Genomic DNA, 18,108 nt, shown 5'->3' with positions numbered 1-18,108 from the left:
CATAGATAGTTAAGCGCTTTTGCTATCGATGTTGGTGAAGTTTCAGAACGAGGAGTGTCGTAAACGTTAAACCCAGAGAAATTTTAATCTGAAACAGAAAAGTTAGAGCAAAGGGTTTATCACGCTTTTGTCCCGAAGTGAGTTACAACGAGTATGATACTTTAATACTCAGTTGTAGCTTGGTTTGGAGTTGGTAGTAGCAACTAGTATGAATCTGTATTTTTGGCCACGTTTAATCTTAAACGGTTCGAGCAGGGTTAATTGACAGTTTAGTATAAGACTTATTTCTCACCAACATTAAGATATTTAGTTAACAACTTGAGCATCCTTACTATTTAGGCTGCGGCAAGTTTACCCCAACTGCATACCAGGTGACTAACTGTGAAGTAAAACGGCTATACAAGTCACCCATGCACAAGATTTGTAAAGCAGGGTTGAATACGCAGAACATTGCAGCAAACAGCGCTGATGCGTTGGCGACCATCGAAAAAAGGGACTTTTTCGCTGAGCCCCCAAGGATGGGTTTACGGCGTGTCGCCAGAGCATAAGTGCTGTTGCACTCGACAGTTAAGCAAAGCAATAAAAAGCCCAGAATCATCTTCTGGGCTTTTTAAAACTAAAAAATCGGTTAACGCTCAACACTTTTTAGGCTAAAGCTTCAATTTAACGTAAGTTTCAAGCCTTATTGCTATAGGTTATTTACGCATTTTAAAGAACGCTTAAAACACCATCTCTGGTACATGGTCTGGCACGATTAATTTGCCAGCGGTTTTGCTGACAATTTCTTCAACGCTGACACCGGGCGCGCGTTCTAACAGATGGAAGGCGCCATCTTTAATCTCGATAAAGGCTAAATCGGTAACAACACGTTTGATACAGCCGTAACCTGTGAGGGGCAATTCGCACACGGGTAACAGCTTAGAGTTGCCGTACTTATCGGCGTGCATCATAGTGACGATAATATTTTCCGCACCCGCCACTAAATCCATTGCGCCGCCCATGCCCTTGATGAGCTTGCCTGGGATCATCCATGAGGCGATAGAACCATTCACATCGACCTCAAAGGCGCCGAGTACGGTTAAGTCCACATGGCCGCCACGGATCATGGCAAAGCTTTCGGCGGAGGAGAAAAACGAGGCACCTTTTACCGCGGTGACGGTTTGTTTACCGGCGTTGATTAAATCCGGATCGATAGTTTCTTCCGTCGGAAACTCACCCATGCCGAGCAGGCCATTTTCCGATTGCAGCATCACTTCCATGCCTGCGGGAATGTAGTTGGCCACGAGCGTGGGAATACCAATACCGAGGTTGACGTAGTAGCCGTCTTGTAATTCTTTGGCAACGCGCTGTGCCAGTTGTTCTCTTGATAATGCCATGATCTTTATCCTTCCTTTACCTAGAGTCGCTATAGGCCTCAATTTTTAGGCTTTTACTTTGGGCTCTAGTTTGAGCTAAGACTCTATCGCTTTAGCTTGCGTAGTTAATCGTTCAGCGTTGCTTATTTCGCCGCTTTTACCGTGCGCTGCTCGATACGTTTCTCGAACTTGCCTTGGATGACGCGATCAACATAAATGCCGGGAGTATGGATATGATCAGGATCGAGCTCGCCCGGCTCCACAATAAACTCGGCTTCCACTACCGTGATTTTGCCCGCAGTCGCCATCATAGGGTTAAAGTTAGCGGCGGTTTTGCGGAACACTAAGTTACCCATAGTATCGGCCTTCCAGGCGCGAACGAGGGCAAAATCGGCAGTTAGAGACTCTTCTAACACATAGTGACGGCCTTTGATTTCACGGGTTTCTTTACCTTCCGCCACGGGGGTGCCGTAGCCTGTGGCGGTAAAGAATGCTGGAATACCTGCGCCGCCCGCGCGGATTTTTTCCGCCAGCGTGCCCTGCGGCGTTAAAATCACATTCAGTTCGCCCGAGAGCATTTGCTGTTCGAAGGTGGCGTTCTCACCGACGTAGGAGGCGATCATGGTCGAAATCTGGCGGTGTTTTAACAATAAGCCCAGACCGAAATCATCCACACCAGCGTTGTTTGAAATGGCGGTTAAGCCCTTAACGCCCATCTTAACCATTTGATTGATTAAGCCTTCAGGAATACCGCACAGGCCAAAACCGCCAACCATAATGGTCATATCATCGGATAAACCTGCTAACGCTTCTTCATAGCTGCTGACGACTTTATTGAGTCCTGCCATTTTGATGTCCTTTTACTGTTATTCAGTCCCCAAGGCGCTAGGTATGTTTAGCGCCTCGACGCTTGAGTCTAGGCTTTAGCGCCCTGCAAGATTGCATTGGCGACTTTAGAGCCATTAAGACGATTTAATTGTTTGCTGATCCCAAAACCCGCTAATGCCAGTTTTTCTAAATCGATACCCGTTTTCAAACCGAGCCCGTGGAGCATATAGACCAAGTCTTCACTCGCTAGATTGCCCGACGCGCCTTTCGCATACGGACAACCACCTAGGCCCGCCACTGAGGCATCAAAGCTGCGCACACCTAAGTCGAGGCAGGCGGTAATATTGGCTAATGCTTGGCCATAGGTGTCGTGGAAGTGCAGGGCGAGCTTATCAACCGGGACTCGCTCCATCACGGCTTGCAGCATTTTACGGGCTTTTAACGGCGTGCCTACACCGATAGTGTCGCCGAGCGAAATTTCGTAACAGCCCATTTTGTAAAGGATTTCAGACACTCTTGCCACTTCGCTCGCCGCGATTTCCCCTTCATAGGGGCAACCTAAAACGCAGGACACATAGCCACGCACTGGGATGTTGGCGGCTTTTGCCATGTCCATCAACGGGATAAAGCGTTCAATCGACTCTTCAATCGAACAGTTGATATTGCGCTGACTAAAGCTTTGTGACGCCGCACCGAAGATAGCGACTTCGGAAGCTTTTGCATCCAGCGCCAGCTCTAAGCCTTTGACATTGGGGGTGAGGGCGCTGTAAACCACGCCCGCTTGACGGCGAATTTGGCGCAATACGTCACCGCTATCGGCCATTTGTGGCACCCATTTGGGTGACACAAAGCTGCCTGCTTCAATTCGCTTCACGCCCGCATCGGCGAGGGATTCAATCAAGGCGACTTTGGCCTGTGTCGGGACGGCGGCTTCATTCTGCAAGCCATCACGTGGCCCCATCTCGAACAGGCTAACCCTATCCGAGCTGGCGCTTACCGAGGTCGCGCTTAAGTTCGCAAGATCCAGCGCTGACATTTAGGCTTCCTCGCTCTGGGCTTTGGGCTCAACATGGAGCAGCACTGCGCCATCGCTCACTAACTCGCCCGCCTTGAAGTAGAACTCGGTAACAATACCGTCGAAGGGCGCTTCGATGGTGTATTCCATCTTCATCGCTTCCATCACCAGTAGTCCTTGTCCCGCCTTCACCTCTGCACCGACTTCCACTAAGTGGGTGACGACTGTGCCGTTCATCGGTGCCTTGAGTTTATCTTCATTGCTGGATTCTGCCTCAACCACTTGGGTTTTTACCGCCCTGAAGTGATAACTGCCTGAGGGTAAAAACAGCGTAAAATCATCGCCTTGAGCGCTGACAGGCACTTTACTCTTATGGCCGTTGATTTCGGCTAACAGTAAATCCTGCTTAAGTTCACCACTCAGGGACTTGCTCACTTGGCCCTCTGCTGCGGCTTGGGATAACTGGTAGTGATCACCAAAGTCTAATAGCACCAATTGTTGTAACTCGTGGGCATCGTCGAGCAGGGCAATAGTATGCTGGCTAACGCTGTTGAGTCTAAAGCCACTGACTTGGCCCCAAGGCGAGTAAGGATCGGCGCTATTAATTGCCTGTGCCTTGGCGGCTTCTTTACGGGCAAGTACTTGATACAGCGCGGCAAAAGCGATAGCCGTATCGGTTTCGCTCGAAGCACTGCCAATCAGCGCATAGCCGTAACGGTTGATAAAGTCGGTGCTAAAATCCGCCTTAGCGAAGGCAGGATGCTCGGCAATATTCGCCAAAAATTCAATATTGTGCTTAAGCCCGCTGATTTGGTAGGACTCGAGGGCATGCACTAGGCGTTGCAGCGCACGTGGACGCGACTCATCCCACACGATGAGCTTGGCTATCATAGGATCGTAGAAATTACTGATCACATCGTTTTCACGGATGCCGGAATCGATACGCACGTATTTGCTTTGCTCGGGCTCGCGCAGGAAATTGAGCTTACCGCTGGCAGGTAAAAACTCATTTTGCGGATCCTCGGCGTAAATACGCACCTCAAAGGCGTGTCCATGGATACGCACTTCGTCCTGTTTGAGCGGTAAAGGCTGACCACTGGCGACCATTAACTGCCATTTGACTAAGTCTTGGCCCGTCACCATTTCGGTCACCGGATGCTCTACCTGCAGACGAGTATTCATCTCCATAAAGTAGAAGCTATTGTCGGTATCTAACAGGAATTCAACGGTTCCCGCGCCGACATAATCGATGGCCTTGGCGGCCGCTACGGCGGCTTCACCCATTTGGGCGCGCAGTTCATCACTTAAACCGGGTGCTGGTGCTTCTTCGACCACTTTTTGATGGCGGCGCTGAATCGAACAGTCGCGATCCGATAAGTAAATCGCATTGCCAAAGGTATCGGCAAACACTTGCACTTCGACATGGCGAGGCTGGCGTAAATAACGCTCCATCAATAACTTATCGTTACCGAAGGAGGAGGCCGCCTCACGGCGCGCCGAGTTGATGGCGTCCATGATTTCGCCTTCATGCTCAACGATACGCATGCCTTTGCCACCGCCACCGTAGGCGGCTTTAATCAGCATCGGGAAGCCGATTTTTAAGGCTTCGGCCTTGAGGGTGGCATCGGTTTGATCGTCGCCATGGTAACCCGGCACTAAAGGCACTTGCGCCGCCGTCATAATGGCTTTGGCCGCGCTCTTGCTGCCCATGGCATCGATGGCATCGCTGCCTGGGCCAACAAATACGATTCCGGCCGCCTCACACTTGCGGGCAAAGTCGGCATTTTCTGATAAGAAACCATAGCCTGGGTGAATGGCTTGCGCCTGAGCTTTTTTGGCGATTTCAATAATCAAGTCGCCCTTCAGGTAAGAATCCGCCGGGGCGCTGCCACCTAAGTAAAACGATTCGTCAGCCATGGCAACATGGCGCGCGTTTTTATCGGCATCGGAATATAAGGCAACGGTGCGAACGCCCATGGCCTGCGCGGTTTTGATAATGCGGCAGGCAATTTCACCACGGTTAGCAATTAAAAGCTTAGTGAACATGCTGTTAGTCAACATCAAAGAACTCCTTGAGTATCTGTTGGCGTGTGCCAGTTCGGCTGACGTTTCTCAAAAAAGGCGTTTAAACCTTCTTGGCCTTCATCAGATACCCGAATGCGGGCGATGCGCTCGCTGGTGTAATCAATCGTATCTTGGTCTATCACGCCGTCTTCGAGGCAGGCGAGCAGGGTCTTTACCCATGCCATTCCCTGGGGACTGTTGGCGAGCAGCGCGGTGATAATGGGCTTTGCTGCGGCCGCTAAATCGTCGTTTATCTCATGGATAACATTGAGTTTGAGCGCCGTTTGCGCATCAAAACGCTCCGCGGTCAGCATATAGCGGCGTGAGGCGCGATTGCCCATGGCGCGGGCAACGTAGGGGCTAATCACCGCAGGGATAAGCCCTAGTTTGACTTCGCTTAAGCAGAAGCTTGCGCGCTCAGTAGCGATGGCAATATCACTGGCGCAAATTAACCCAAGCGCGCCGCCAAAGGCTGCCCCTTGGACTAAGGCGATAGTGGGTTTTGGAAAGGTATCTAAATCCTGCATCAGCTTAGCCAGCGCCTTGGCGTCATTCAGGTTTTGATCAAAATCCATCTTGGCTTGTTTGCGCATCCAGTTTAAGTCGGCGCCTGCGCTGAAGTTTTTGCCATTGGCTTTTAATACCAGCAGTTTGCAGTCTTTGTGCTCGGCAAAATAACCGAGGACGGCGATCATTTCGCTGATCATCACCTCATCGAAGGCGTTGTGCACTTCTGCTCGGTTAAGGATTAACTCGCCCACGCCATTATTCAGCGTATAGCTGACGTGCTGCAAATTAGCTAAGGATTGAGTGCTAGTGTTCTGGTGTTGTGTGTCAGTCATCTTAATTCCCTCTATGAGTGATACGTAAGGCATCGCAAGATGCGTTACATACGGAAGACGCCGAAGCGGGTGTCTTCGATAGGGGCATTTAATGCGGCTGACAGGGCAAGGCCCACCACATCACGGGTTTGCGCCGGGTCGATAATGCCGTCATCCCAAAGGCGGGCACTGGCATGGTAGGGATGCCCCTCCTTATCGTATTGGGCAATAATCGGTGCTTTGAAGGCTTTTTCATCCTCAGCAGACCATTCTTCACCTTTACGGGCTAAACCGTCGCGACGCACTGTCGCTAATACGCCGGCGGCTTGCTCGCCACCCATCACTGAGATGCGCGCATTGGGCCACATCCACATCATGGTCGGTTCGAACGCGCGGCCACACATACCGTAGTTACCCGCGCCGTAGCTGCCACCGATAATCACAGTGAATTTAGGCACATTGGCACAGGACACTGCGGTCACCATCTTGGCGCCGTGCTTAGCGATACCTTCGTGTTCGTACTTTTTACCCACCATAAAGCCGGTGATGTTTTGCAGGAACAGCAGCGGGATCTTGCGCTGGCAGCACAGCTCGATAAAGTGCGCGCCTTTTTGCGCCGATTCTGAGAATAAAATGCCGTTGTTAGCCACAATCCCTACGGGATAGCCGTGAATACGGGCAAAACCACAGACCAAAGTCGCGCCATAATTGGCTTTAAACTCATCGAAATCCGAGTCGTCGACAATGCGAGCGATCACTTCTTTCACATCGAAGGGCTTTTTCAGATCGGTGCCGACGATGCCGTAGAGTTCGTTGATATCAAACTTCGGTGGCTTTACTGGGCTTAGCAGACTGTTGATTTGTTTTTGATGATTCAGACGCAGCACTGCGCGGCGGGCAAGCTCTAAGGCATGCTCATCATTTTGGGCTAAGTGATCCGCGACACCTGAAATTTTAGTGTGTACGTCGGCGCCGCCGAGTTCTTCGGCGCTGACTTCTTCACCGGTCGCGGCTTTAACTAAAGGCGGTCCAGCTAAGAAGATAGTGCCTTGTTCTTTAACGATAATCGATTCATCGGCCATAGCAGGCACATAGGCGCCGCCTGCGGTACACAGACCCATCACCACCGCAATTTGTGGAATGCCCTTGGCGGACATTTGCGCTTGGTTGTAAAAAATCCGGCCGAAATGGTCGCGATCGGGAAAGACTTCATCCTGACGGGGCAAGTTAGCGCCGCCCGAGTCGACTAAATAGATACAGGGCAGATGACAGCGGCTGGCAATCTCCTGTGCCCTTAAGTGTTTTTTGACCGTGATAGGGTAGTAAGTGCCGCCTTTGACCGTGGCATCGTTGGCGATAATCATGCACTCTACGCCGCTCACACGGCCAATACCGGCGATAATCCCTGCGGCGGGGACTTCTTCGTCATAGACTTCAAATGCCGCAAATTGCGACAATTCTAAAAAGGGCGAACCTGCGTCGAGGAGTTTCTCAACCCGTTGACGAGGAAGGAGTTTACCGCGGGCCAAATGGCGCTCTAGGGCAACGGGGCCGCCGCCGAGTTCAATTTTGGCGAGCTTGGTTTTGAGATCGGCCACGAGGGCGGCCATATCGTCGGATTTGGCTTTAAATTCATCGCTACGCGCGTTGATACGACTGCTTAATTGCGTCACTTTGATTGTCCTTATAAAGCGGTAACTCAGTATCAGTTGGCTCGGTGGGCGAGGGGCATGAAAGGCTAACGCTCGTCATGCGCCGCTCGCCCTAGGCTGCTTATTTCGATTCGTTAAAGAGCTCACGGCCAATCAGCATACGGCGAATTTCTGAGGTGCCGGCGCCAATCTCATAGAGTTTGGCATCGCGCAGTAAGCGGCCAGTGGCATACTCGTTGACGTAACCGTTACCGCCGAGTAATTGAATCGCATCCAGTGCCATTTTGGTCGCCAGCTCCGCGCTGTAAAGAATGGCGCCCGCGGCGTCTTTGCGAGTGGTTTCACCGCGATCGCAGGATTTCGCCACGCTATACACATAGGCTTTAGCGGCGTTCATGCCGGTGTACATATCGGCTAATTTGCCTTGTACTAATTGGAATTCACCGATGGATTTACCAAATTGCTCACGCTCGTGGATGTAAGGTACGACGATGTCCATACAGGCGTTCATGATCCCCAGCGGGCCGCCTGAGAGCACGACGCGCTCGTAATCTAAGCCGCTCATCAGCACTTTGACGCCATTGTTGAGGCCGCCGAGAATGTTTTCCTCTGGCACTTCGACATCTTCAAACACCAGTTCACAGGTATTTGAACCGCGCATCCCCAGCTTGTCGAGTTTTTGCGCTTGGCTGAAACCTTTAAAACCACGCTCAACGATAAAGGCCGTGATGCCGTGTGCGCCTTTGGTTAAGTCGGTTTTGGCATAAATTACATAGGTATTGGCATCGGGACCGTTGGTGATCCACATCTTGTTGCCATTGAGGATATAGTGGTCGCCTTCTTTACGGGCGTGCAGCTTCATCGAAACCACATCTGACCCTGCATTGGGCTCACTCATTGCCAGAGCGCCAATATGTTCACCGCTGACCAGCTTTGGTAAATACTTGGCTTTTTGTTCTGCATTACCGTTGCGGTTAATTTGGTTTACGCACAGGTTAGAGTGGGCGCCGTAACTTAATCCGATAGAGGCCGAGGCGCGGGAAATCTCTTCCATGGCGACCACGTGGGCAAGATAGCCCATGTTTGCACCGCCGTATTCCTCAGGCACAGTGACACCTAAGAGCCCCATTCCACCGAGCACGGGCCAAATTTCGTTAGGAAAGGCATTGTCGTGGTCGACTTTCGCGGCAATGGGGGCGATTTCGTGTTTAGCGAAATCTTGCACCGCATCGCGCAGCATATCGACTTCTTCGCCTAGGCCAAAATTGAGACTGGTGTAGAGTGAGTTCATTGCTTGTGTCCTATCTTAGGTTCTAATTTATATTTTTATGATTATTAGGTGCTTGAGTCTTTAAAACCGTCTTACAGTGCGTGATATGTCCCTGTCACGCGGTCGTACCAACTGAGGTGTTGATTAATGCTATGCTCGCAAGCCTCGAAGGAATTAGGCCTTGGCCTTGCTTTCTTCTAAAGCGAGGCGGCATTGTTGCTCGGCCGAATTCAGCTCCATCAGTACCACTTTAATGTCGTCCATTTGCTGCTGCAGTGCGGATTTTTTCTCTTCCACTAGGGCAAGCATGGTATTGAGCTGGGTGGTGCTGCTCTTGTCGGCATCGTAGAGTTCGAACAGACGACGGGTTTCTGCGAGGGAGAACCCAAGGCGCTTGCCGCGCAGAATGAGTTTGAGTCGAACCCTGTCTTTGAGACTGTAAATGCGGGTTTGACCGCGACGTTTTGGCTTAAGTAAGCCTTGGTCTTCGTAAAAACGAATGCTTCGGGTCGTGATATCAAACTCTTTGGAGAGATCACTGATCGAATAAGTCGTTTGTGGCGTGTTAGTTGCGCTCATTCAGGCACCTTAGTTAATCATTTTTATGCAAGATATATGAAGTTTACGTAAAGGTAAAGATTGCGACGTGGTTAGTCTGATACTTTTGTCAATTCTTGTTGCCACTCGCTCTAGCGACTTCAGTTCAAACTATTGATATTAATGATGTAAGCGTGAGAGATAAAGGCTCTGGTGAAGCGGTGACGTGCCGCGCTGCCCTCGTCTTACTATTGGGCAACGCAGCGCTGTGGATTGAGCAAACAACTTGTATCAAATGCCGCGATTATCGGACTTACTCCATGGTGTTGAGTAAACCATCATCGGCTAACACACCCTCATAGGTAGGGCGGTTTAATGCTTCAATAAGTACCGGATCGCGTTTATATACGTCATTGTAAAACTTGATTTTCCCGTCCTTTAAGGTGACGGTCCAATACATGATCAAAATATCTAAGGGTTCATCTAAGAACAGGTTCTCCGTTTTTCCCTCACTCAGTTTGCTACTGAGCGTGTTACTTGACCAATTGGCATTGGCACTCAGCAATTTATCCGCCAGCACGAGTGGATCTTTGACTCGAATACAGCCATGACTGAAGGCCCTATCCGTTTGTTCAAACAGACTTTTAGCTGGCGTATCATGCAGATAAATCGAGTATTGGTTAGGGAAGATAAACTTGACTACCCCAAGGGAGTTATCCTCACCCGGTTCTTGCACAAACCAGTAGGGGAAGTTCTTGCGCGTCATGCTGTGCCAATCGATGCCGCTTGCATCCACGGGCGTGCCTGAGCCTTCGACCACTTTAAAGTGTTTCTTCTGTAAATAATCGGGATCTTTACGTAAGTGATTGATGATCTCTGTGGAAATGCTGCGGGGCACAGTCCAAGTCGGATTAACGACCACGTATTTTAACTTGGATTTAAACAGCGGCGTTTTAGCGTTAATTTTGCCGATGATAATGTCGGTTCGCCAGCTTAAGCTGTTGTCTTTAAAGAGTAACAGCTCGTAACCTGCTAAATTGACGATAAGGTAATTGGCGGGCAAGTTTGCCGATAACCAACGGGCACGCTCGAGGTTAATACGGATCTGTTCGACCCGTTGCGAGTAGGGCACATTGAGCGCCGCCATTGTGCCCGCACCAATCACGCCATCGGCTTTAAGACTATGGTCGGTTTGGAATTGACGCACCGCGGCTTCAAGTGTGCTGTCGTACGTTAAGGGCTGGTTCACGGCGGCGCTATTGTCCGCTGGCGCACTTGCAGCTAAGTAACCTAACTCTGTTAGCCGTGTGGCAATGCCTTGTACCGAGGGGGAAGTACTGCCCGGTTTGATGACTTCCGTATAGGGAATGGGGCTAAAAGGATAACGCGTCACCAAGTCTTTGTACTGGGCTAGATACTGTTTAAGCTGTTGATAGGGCGCAATCTTAGGCGCTAAGCCTGCAATAGCGTCAGCCACGGTATGGGCTTTAATGTGTTCTTCGAGCTGCTTTAATGTGGTGTCGAAATCCAGATGGGTTTCATCATAGTTCCAAGTTTTGCCGAGCATACTGGGGTTCACTTTGCCATTCAGTAAATGAATGGCGTAGGTGATGATCCCATCGCTTAGCAGCACTTCAAATATGTTACTGCGGTATTCATCCTGCCAACTCGAGGCACTGAGCTGTTGGTAAAGTTCGACTAACTTGGAGTAGTGATAATCTTCCTTCGACAATCCTTCATCATCGGCACTTTTTATCACATCGAGCATTGTGCCCGCGTAGTCTCTGTCTTGCCAGAGCGGCTGGTATTGACGCACTTGGTAGACCCTCGACAGCAACTTGGCACTAATGACCTGAGTGTTGTCGACTTTGGCTCGCTCACCGATAGATAAGGGTTCGAGTAAAGTCTCTAGCTGTTGGGTTGATGCAAAGCTGCTCGCGCTAACGAGACTGAGGATCAGGAGTAAGGCAGGTTTGAATTGTTTGAAGCGCATCATAATGAGTATTTCTTTCCATGAAAAAAACCATTAAAGACATAAGACTATGTTGAATCATTTCGCACAGCAAGCGAGATGTACAATTATCCAACATGTTTAACAATTTTAGCGGTTATATCCCTTAGTCTAATGGGGGAATAGCGCTGGGCAGGTCATAATCCCTGAGGGAAGGAAGGGGAGAGTTTCATCTGTGGTGACATGGGTGAGTGTCATGATGGGAGGCCTTATGACAGATGTTGGACAACAATTACATCAGACATCTATTGCGAATAAACAGGCATTTTGGCAACAAGCGGCCAAGGCCTTAGACTGGGTTACGCCGAGCAAACAAATATTAGATGAAAGCGAGGCACCGTTTTATCACTGGTTTAGCGATGGCGAGTTAAACACTTGCTACAACGCGGTGGATAGGCATGTTTTGGCGGGGCGCGGTGATCAGATTGCTCTTCATTATGTTAGCCCTGTGACTGAAACCGAATACAGCATTACTTACCGTGAGTTACTGGCCCAAGTGGCAAGGCTTGCGGGCTATTTGCAAAGCGTTGGCGTGACTAAGGGAGACCGCGTGGTCATCTACATGCCCATGGTGCCCGAGACCGCCTATGCGATGCTTGCCTGCGCGCGAATTGGCGCTATTCATTCGGTGGTCTTCGGTGGCTTTGCGGCCAATGAGCTGGCGACCCGTATCAATGATGCCAAACCAAAATTGGTGATGTCTGCCTCCTGCGGGATTGAGCCTTCAGGCGTTGTGCCCTATAAACCCTTACTAGATAAAGCATTAAATGAAGCAACGCACAAGGTTGAGCATTGCTTGATTTTAAATCGCCCCCAATATGAGGCGCAGATGCAAGCGGGGCGCGATAAGGACTGGCAAACAGCCTTAAGCGCTAGCAACAATGCCGATTGTGTGACGGTGAAAGCCACCGATCCCCTGTATGTGCTTTATACCTCGGGGACCACGGGTCAACCCAAAGGCGTGGTGCGGGATAATGGCGGCCATGCGGTGGCATTGGCTTGGTCCATGGCCAATATTTACGATATTGCCCAAGGGGATGTATTTTGGGCGGCATCGGATGTGGGCTGGGTGGTGGGACACTCCTATATTGTCTATGGTCCGCTACTTGTCGGGGCGACGACCTTGTTATATGAAGGTAAACCCGTAGGTACGCCAGACCCAGGTGCCTTTTGGCGCACAATTGCAAAGTATCGAGTCAAAAGCTTTTTCACCGCGCCCACGGCGATCCGCGCCATTAAGCGCGAAGATCCCGACGGCGAATTTATCCAAGGTGTCGATTTAAGCTGCTTGAAGAATGTCTTTTTGGCTGGGGAGCGCTGTGATCCCGATACCTTACATTGGGCCGAAGCCAAACTGAATAAACCGGTTATCGACCATTGGTGGCAAACTGAAACGGGCTGGCCAGTGGCGGCAAACCTGATGGGTGTGGCACCGATTGCCGTTAAAGCGGGATCGCCCGGTCGACCCGTCCCAGGATATGAGGTCGATGTGGTCGATGAGATGGGCGCCAAAGTGGCGGCGAATGTCTCTGGTAATGTGGTCATCAAATTGCCGCTGCCACCGGGCACGCTCACTACACTCTGGCAAAATAATAAACGCTATCAAGATAGTTACTTATCTATGTACCCAGGTTATTACCTCACTGGGGATGCGGGTTATATGGATGAAGATGGTTATCTGTATATCATGAGCCGTATCGATGACATTATTAACGTAGCGGGCCATCGACTCTCCACCGGGCGGTTTGAAGAGGTTTTGTGTCAGCATCCCGATGTGGCCGAAGCGGCCGTGATTGGTGTCGACGATAAACTCAAAGGCCAAGTGCCCTTGGGCTTAGTGGTGCTGAAAAAGGGCGTGACCATTACGGACGAGGAGCTGCATAAGCAGTTAATTGCCCTCGTTCGCCAAGAAATTGGTCCCGTCGCGTCCTTTAGGTTGGTGAGTGCGATTCAAAAGCTGCCAAAAACCCGCTCGGGTAAAATCCTGCGCGGCACTATGCGTAAAATTGCCGATAATCAGCAATATACGGCGCCAGCGACCATTGAAGATCCGCAGACCCTCGATTTAGTCCGCACGACCTTAACCCGCATGGGTTATGCCGATGCTCTCGTGGGGTAATCTGACTAGGTAGTCGTAAGCGCAGATCAAAAAAGGAGACCTAGCGTCTCCTTTTTTTATTGGGGCTTTTCTTTTTCTACGGATTAGGCTAGGGCCGTTTTTAGTTGTGAGCGATAGGTTAAGTCAATGTAAAACTCTTATATAAGCATGTGGTTACATGATGCAGCGCACATTTTACCCCTTGGTATATTGATAAAGTTACTTTGCATTAAGATTGGGTTGCTTATTGCTCAATCCTTAGCTAAGTTAAATCGAGTCGTGCTATTTACATTGGTTGCGAGATGGAAGTCACCCTGACAAGAATTTCCACTGTCAATCGCCATTGGAGGATACAATTGTGAGCAAAAAACTATTAAGTGCGCTTTTCGGGGCAAGTCTTGCAGCGCTGGCGCTGTCACCAACCGCATTTGCCGCGGATCAAAAATTATCAGACTTCCATGCTGAGTCAGGTGGTTGTGAAAGCTGTCATAAGGATGGTACGCCTTCTGCTGATGGTGCTTTCGAATTTGAACAATGTCAAAGCTGCCACGGCTCTTTGGCTGAAATGGACGCAGTGCATAAGCCACACGATGGCAACTTAGTGTGTGCTGACTGTCACGCACCGCACGATATGAACGTAGGTCAAAAGCCTACCTGTGAAAGCTGCCACGACGATGGTCGTACTTCTGACTCTGTCCTGAAGAAATAAGTTTTTCTGCAGAATTAGCTTTATAAAAAAACGCCAGCGATCGCTGGCGTTTTTTATGTTCATTATTTCTTTTACTCGTCCTTCGGCTGCCCTTGGATCAGTTTATTACCGGAAAACATGGCCGAAATGATCCCTGGTTGGCGTTTGATTTCGGTGTAAATCACCGCAAACACATGCAGCACGATAAGGAGCATTAATAAGTACACTGCGTATACGTGGACTTCACCGGCCAGTCCCTTCATGGGCTTGATGGCATTGGCTTTATCTGTATCTACGCCTGTGGCATCGTAGGGTTTTAAACTACTCGGGTCAACATTCGCTGCCGCTAAATACTGTTGTACTGTGCTGCCGAGCGGTGGATAGTAAATATCTGTGCCAGCGCGAATTAGGCCTGTCGCCATTATGGTGATCAATAAGAGCATGATGGCGAGTACGGCAAATTTTCCCTTAGGATTGTGGCCTAGGTATTGGGGATTTTTACCCGCGGCAAGTTCTGCTTTATAGGTTTGTAACTCGGCCTTGCTATTGGCATCGGGGAACATATGGCTAAAGCGGGCGTATTTATTGCCCATAAACCCCCACACTAAACGCATAAGTAAATTAATCGCAAAGGCATAGCCAATGATGACATGCAGGGTTTTAAGCCCGATTTTACCGGAGAGTTCGGTAATGCCTAAGTCACTGCGAAACATCATCATGCCTCCAATGATGAGCATGGCGAGCACAAGAATAAGATTGATCCAATGAAAGAGGCGGGTAGGTCTGTCCCATACCCGATATGATTGCATTTCGATTGATGTTGGCTGTTGATTGGGCATGATATTTCCTTATAGTTTGTGTCGTTTTATTTTACGCCTTTCAATTATGAATAGCGCATTATTTTCAGTTTAGATTCAGCCTTCTGATTGACAATGTTCGGCGCTAAAGTTGCAGAAGTTTTTGATTTGCGTACGGTAAATATTTTTATCGTAAGTCTTTTGAATCTGTTTTATCTAATGCTAATATCGTGTGCACGGTAGACTTGGAAGTCTATTGAACGGATGTTGAAGTGGTATTGAGAGATGTTTCATCTTTCAAAATGAATAATCGTTAACCAGACAGGGAGTGAGCAGGATGTTCAAAATATTACATTGGATTGTAGTGTCAAGATCACAAGTGCTGATGGAATTACTGGCAGGACGCTGGCCACAGGAATTTCTGGTGAAGCTATCGCAGGTGAACCCTGACGAGATGTGTGATCAAATCAAAGATAACCAAGCTTCCATGGTGGTGATTGATCTTTCCACCGTCGACCTTCAGAAAGCCTATCAATTTCAACGCTTGCTCGCCCGCGAACACCCGAGTGTGCGAGTCGTCTATATCCAATTTCCTAAGCAGGTTGATGCCCGTTTCTTAATGCAAGCCTCGACTACGGCTGGGGTGTTTTATCTGGATGCAGGACTGACTGAAATCAGCCTTGGCCTCTCCAACATCCTACGTGGACACAGAGTGATCCCTATCCAATTGGTGAACGGGGTGAATGATGACTTTGGACTGTTCGAAGATACCGAGCCATTAACTATCCGTGAGCGCGAAGTGTTACAAGCCCTGCTGTCTGGCAGCACTAACCTCGATATCGCCAATCAATTGTTTGTGAGTGAAAGCACCATTAAGACTCACTTGTACCGTGTCTTCCGTAAGATTGGTGTGTCTAGCCGTGGTCAAGCCATCGCTTGGGCGCAAACCTATTTACACGATGTGGTGGTGTAACCCATTGTTGATGGGTCGCTAAGCCAATATTCAATTACACAAACAAAGAAACAAATAGAAAGGGGCAATCGTCGATACGATTGCCCCTTTTGTGCTTTATGGGTTAAAGACTAATACATTAAAGATCAACGACCTAGCCAAGCGTGGAGCTTATCTTTATCTGTGATGCTTAAGGCAACCGTATCCTTTGGCGCCTCGGCAATAATCAGTTCTCCCGTCATCAATTCATCGCGTCTAAACCAATGCAGGCTTAGGCGTTGTCCGAGTGGGTATTGCTGAAGCAGCGCTTCAAATTGACCTGTCACCTGCAGATTATCCGCCGCAATTAAGATATCTCCGGCGCTTAAGCCCGCAAGGTGCGCAGGGCTGCCTTGGGCGACAGTGGTTACTTTAAGGCCGATTGGTGCGGCTTGAGTCTTAGCACCAAAGGCAATCTCATACCCTTTGGCCGAGCCACCGCCGACATCCTGTGCGCCTTGGCTCGCTCTCAGTGTCAATTCAACCCCAAACTCGGCCAGTAGCGGTGCCAGCGGGATATCGTCGGTATTGTCTAAATAGGCGAAGAGATCTTGGCAATCGCGCCCCAATAAGCGTTCAACAATCCTTTGATGACATTCATCCGTGGTGCCGCGATTTTGCAGGGCATATTCCTGCCACAGAATGGTCATTAGATCGTCGAGGTTGTATTTTCCTTGAGTCTCGCTTCTGAGGGTTAAATCCAGATACAGGGCAAACAGGGCGCCCTTAGTGTAATAACTGATAATTGCGTTTTGGGCGTTCTCATCCTGTTTGTAGAACTTAGTCCAAGCGTTAAAACTCGAGTCCTTAATGCTTTGTTTAAAGCGGCCTTGACTGCGGTATACCCGGGTAAAGGTTTCGCTCAGCATATCTAAGTAGCTTTGCTCATCGACTAAGCCTGCGCGATAGGTAAGGAAATCATCATAATAGGAGGTGATGCCCTCATAGGCCCACAGCTGCGGCGTATAGGTTTCCGCCTCGAGTTGATAGGGTAAGAAGCATTCTGGCTTGATGCGCTTGACATTCCAGCTGTGGAAATATTCATGGCTGCAGAGCGATAAATAGGTGCGGTAGTCATTATTAATCGGCGCATCCATCGACAGCGGTAAATCCTTGCGCGAGCACATGAGTGCTGTCGATGCCCTGTGTTCCAAACCTCCAAAGCCATTGTCGAGCACTGTTGTCATAAACAGATAACGTTCGAAGGGCGCTGGCGTGCCAAACAGCTTGATTTGATATTCGCAAATCGCCTTTAAATCTTGGCAGAGTCTCGGCATATGGGCGCGGTGGCGACCGTTTAGTACGATATCGTGTCTTACGCCGCAGGCTTCAAAACTAGCGTGGGTGAATAGGCCCATCTCAACCGGATGATCGATAAGTTCGTCATAGCTTTGCGCGCAAAACTCACCAAAGGCAAATTCATCGCCACTTTGGCGTGTCATGCTAGTAGCGAGTCGCCATTCGTTTAGGCTTGGCTCGGTCGGCGCCGCCATTGTTACTGTGTGTAAACCTGCCTCAAAGCCGTGGGCGGCTAAAAACACACTGCTGCCGTTAAAGAAACCGTGGGTCATATCGAGGTGCGCGGTGCGTACCGACAAGTCCCAAGCATAAACTTGATAGGTTAAGGTAAGTTGGGTGCAGAGATGTTCGACCGACCAGGTTTGTTTATCCAGTTGAGTGAGCTTAAGCGGCTCGCCGTTATCGCCTGTGGCTTTAAGGTCGATAATATTCTTGGCAAAATCCCGCACCATATAACTGCCGGGAAGCCACGCGGGCAGGCTAAAAACTTGCTTAGGGTGAGGCTTTTGTACCGTCATGGTGACGGCGAACAAGTGCGCCTTGGGATCGACGGGAATGATGTGATAGTGGATCATAATTTATCCTGTAAAACCGATGCGTTTTAATGGGCGTCATGCTGCCAAAAATGCGCACAACAGGCAAATGAAACGCAAAATATCTGGAGACACAAAGCGTTGAATTG

At 49.6% G+C, this 18,108-nt stretch carries 14 protein-coding genes; 3 read left to right on the top strand and 11 right to left on the bottom strand.

The window, feature by feature from the left end; all coding sequences use genetic code 11:
• Positions 1-719: 719 nt before the first annotated feature.
• From SHEWMR4_RS12235 to SHEWMR4_RS12195, 9 genes are all read right to left on the bottom strand, one after another.
• Positions 720-1,376 (bottom strand): 3-oxoacid CoA-transferase subunit B, encoded by a 657-nt coding sequence (locus SHEWMR4_RS12235; RefSeq protein ID WP_011623089.1) that lies wholly within the window; start codon positions 1,374-1,376, stop codon positions 720-722.
• 122 nt (positions 1,377-1,498) lie between these two features.
• On the bottom strand, positions 1,499-2,203 hold the full coding sequence (locus SHEWMR4_RS12230; protein WP_011623088.1) for a CoA transferase subunit A: 705 nt from the start codon (positions 2,201-2,203) through the stop codon (positions 1,499-1,501).
• A 68-nt stretch (positions 2,204-2,271) separates the two neighbouring features.
• Positions 2,272-3,219, bottom strand: a complete 948-nt coding sequence (locus tag SHEWMR4_RS12225) for a hydroxymethylglutaryl-CoA lyase (protein WP_011623087.1) — start codon at positions 3,217-3,219, stop codon at positions 2,272-2,274.
• Positions 3,220-5,259, bottom strand: coding sequence for an acetyl/propionyl/methylcrotonyl-CoA carboxylase subunit alpha (locus tag SHEWMR4_RS12220; protein WP_011623086.1), 2,040 nt, complete (start codon positions 5,257-5,259; stop codon positions 3,220-3,222). It lies immediately after the preceding gene.
• Positions 5,259-6,104, bottom strand: coding sequence for an enoyl-CoA hydratase-related protein (locus SHEWMR4_RS12215; RefSeq protein ID WP_011623085.1), 846 nt, complete (start codon positions 6,102-6,104; stop codon positions 5,259-5,261). Before SHEWMR4_RS12215 ends, SHEWMR4_RS12220 begins: the two co-directional genes overlap by 1 nt.
• A gap of 44 nt (positions 6,105-6,148) precedes the next feature.
• Positions 6,149-7,756, bottom strand: coding sequence for a carboxyl transferase domain-containing protein (locus SHEWMR4_RS12210; RefSeq protein ID WP_011623084.1), 1,608 nt, complete (start codon positions 7,754-7,756; stop codon positions 6,149-6,151).
• Between the two features lie 100 nt (positions 7,757-7,856).
• A complete protein-coding gene (locus SHEWMR4_RS12205) occupies positions 7,857-9,026 on the bottom strand; it encodes an isovaleryl-CoA dehydrogenase (protein ID WP_011623083.1) in 1,170 nt (389 codons plus the stop codon).
• Positions 9,027-9,179: 153 nt separating this feature from the next.
• Positions 9,180-9,584 (bottom strand): MerR family transcriptional regulator, encoded by a 405-nt coding sequence (locus tag SHEWMR4_RS12200; protein ID WP_011623082.1) that lies wholly within the window; start codon positions 9,582-9,584, stop codon positions 9,180-9,182.
• Positions 9,585-9,855: 271 nt separating this feature from the next.
• Positions 9,856-11,538, bottom strand: coding sequence for a L,D-transpeptidase family protein (locus SHEWMR4_RS12195; RefSeq protein ID WP_011623081.1), 1,683 nt, complete (start codon positions 11,536-11,538; stop codon positions 9,856-9,858).
• A gap of 226 nt (positions 11,539-11,764) precedes the next feature.
• On the opposite strand from SHEWMR4_RS12195, the gene SHEWMR4_RS12190 reads away from it, so the two are divergent.
• Positions 11,765-13,672 (top strand): propionyl-CoA synthetase, encoded by a 1,908-nt coding sequence (locus SHEWMR4_RS12190; RefSeq protein ID WP_011623080.1) that lies wholly within the window; start codon positions 11,765-11,767, stop codon positions 13,670-13,672.
• Positions 13,673-14,009: 337 nt separating this feature from the next.
• Positions 14,010-14,360, top strand: coding sequence for a tetraheme c-type cytochrome CctA (cctA, locus tag SHEWMR4_RS12185; protein ID WP_011623079.1), 351 nt, complete (start codon positions 14,010-14,012; stop codon positions 14,358-14,360).
• Positions 14,361-14,431: 71 nt separating this feature from the next.
• Here the strand turns inward: cctA and SHEWMR4_RS12180 are convergent, their stop codons facing one another.
• Positions 14,432-15,178 (bottom strand): cytochrome b/b6 domain-containing protein, encoded by a 747-nt coding sequence (locus SHEWMR4_RS12180; protein WP_011623078.1) that lies wholly within the window; start codon positions 15,176-15,178, stop codon positions 14,432-14,434.
• Between the two features lie 295 nt (positions 15,179-15,473).
• Between SHEWMR4_RS12180 and SHEWMR4_RS12175 the strand changes: the two genes are divergently transcribed.
• A complete protein-coding gene (locus SHEWMR4_RS12175) occupies positions 15,474-16,109 on the top strand; it encodes a LuxR C-terminal-related transcriptional regulator (protein ID WP_011623077.1) in 636 nt (211 codons plus the stop codon).
• 125 nt (positions 16,110-16,234) lie between these two features.
• Here the strand turns inward: SHEWMR4_RS12175 and SHEWMR4_RS12170 are convergent, their stop codons facing one another.
• Complete coding sequence (locus SHEWMR4_RS12170) at positions 16,235-18,001, bottom strand: M61 family metallopeptidase (RefSeq protein WP_011623076.1); 1,767 nt, start codon at positions 17,999-18,001, stop codon at positions 16,235-16,237.
• Positions 18,002-18,108: the final 107 nt, after the last annotated feature.

The organism is Shewanella sp. MR-4 (assembly GCF_000014685.1).
GTDB lineage: Bacteria > Pseudomonadota > Gammaproteobacteria > Enterobacterales > Shewanellaceae > Shewanella.
The sequence above is the reverse complement of the archived record's forward strand: the minus strand, read 5'-3'. Positions and strand labels throughout refer to the sequence as shown.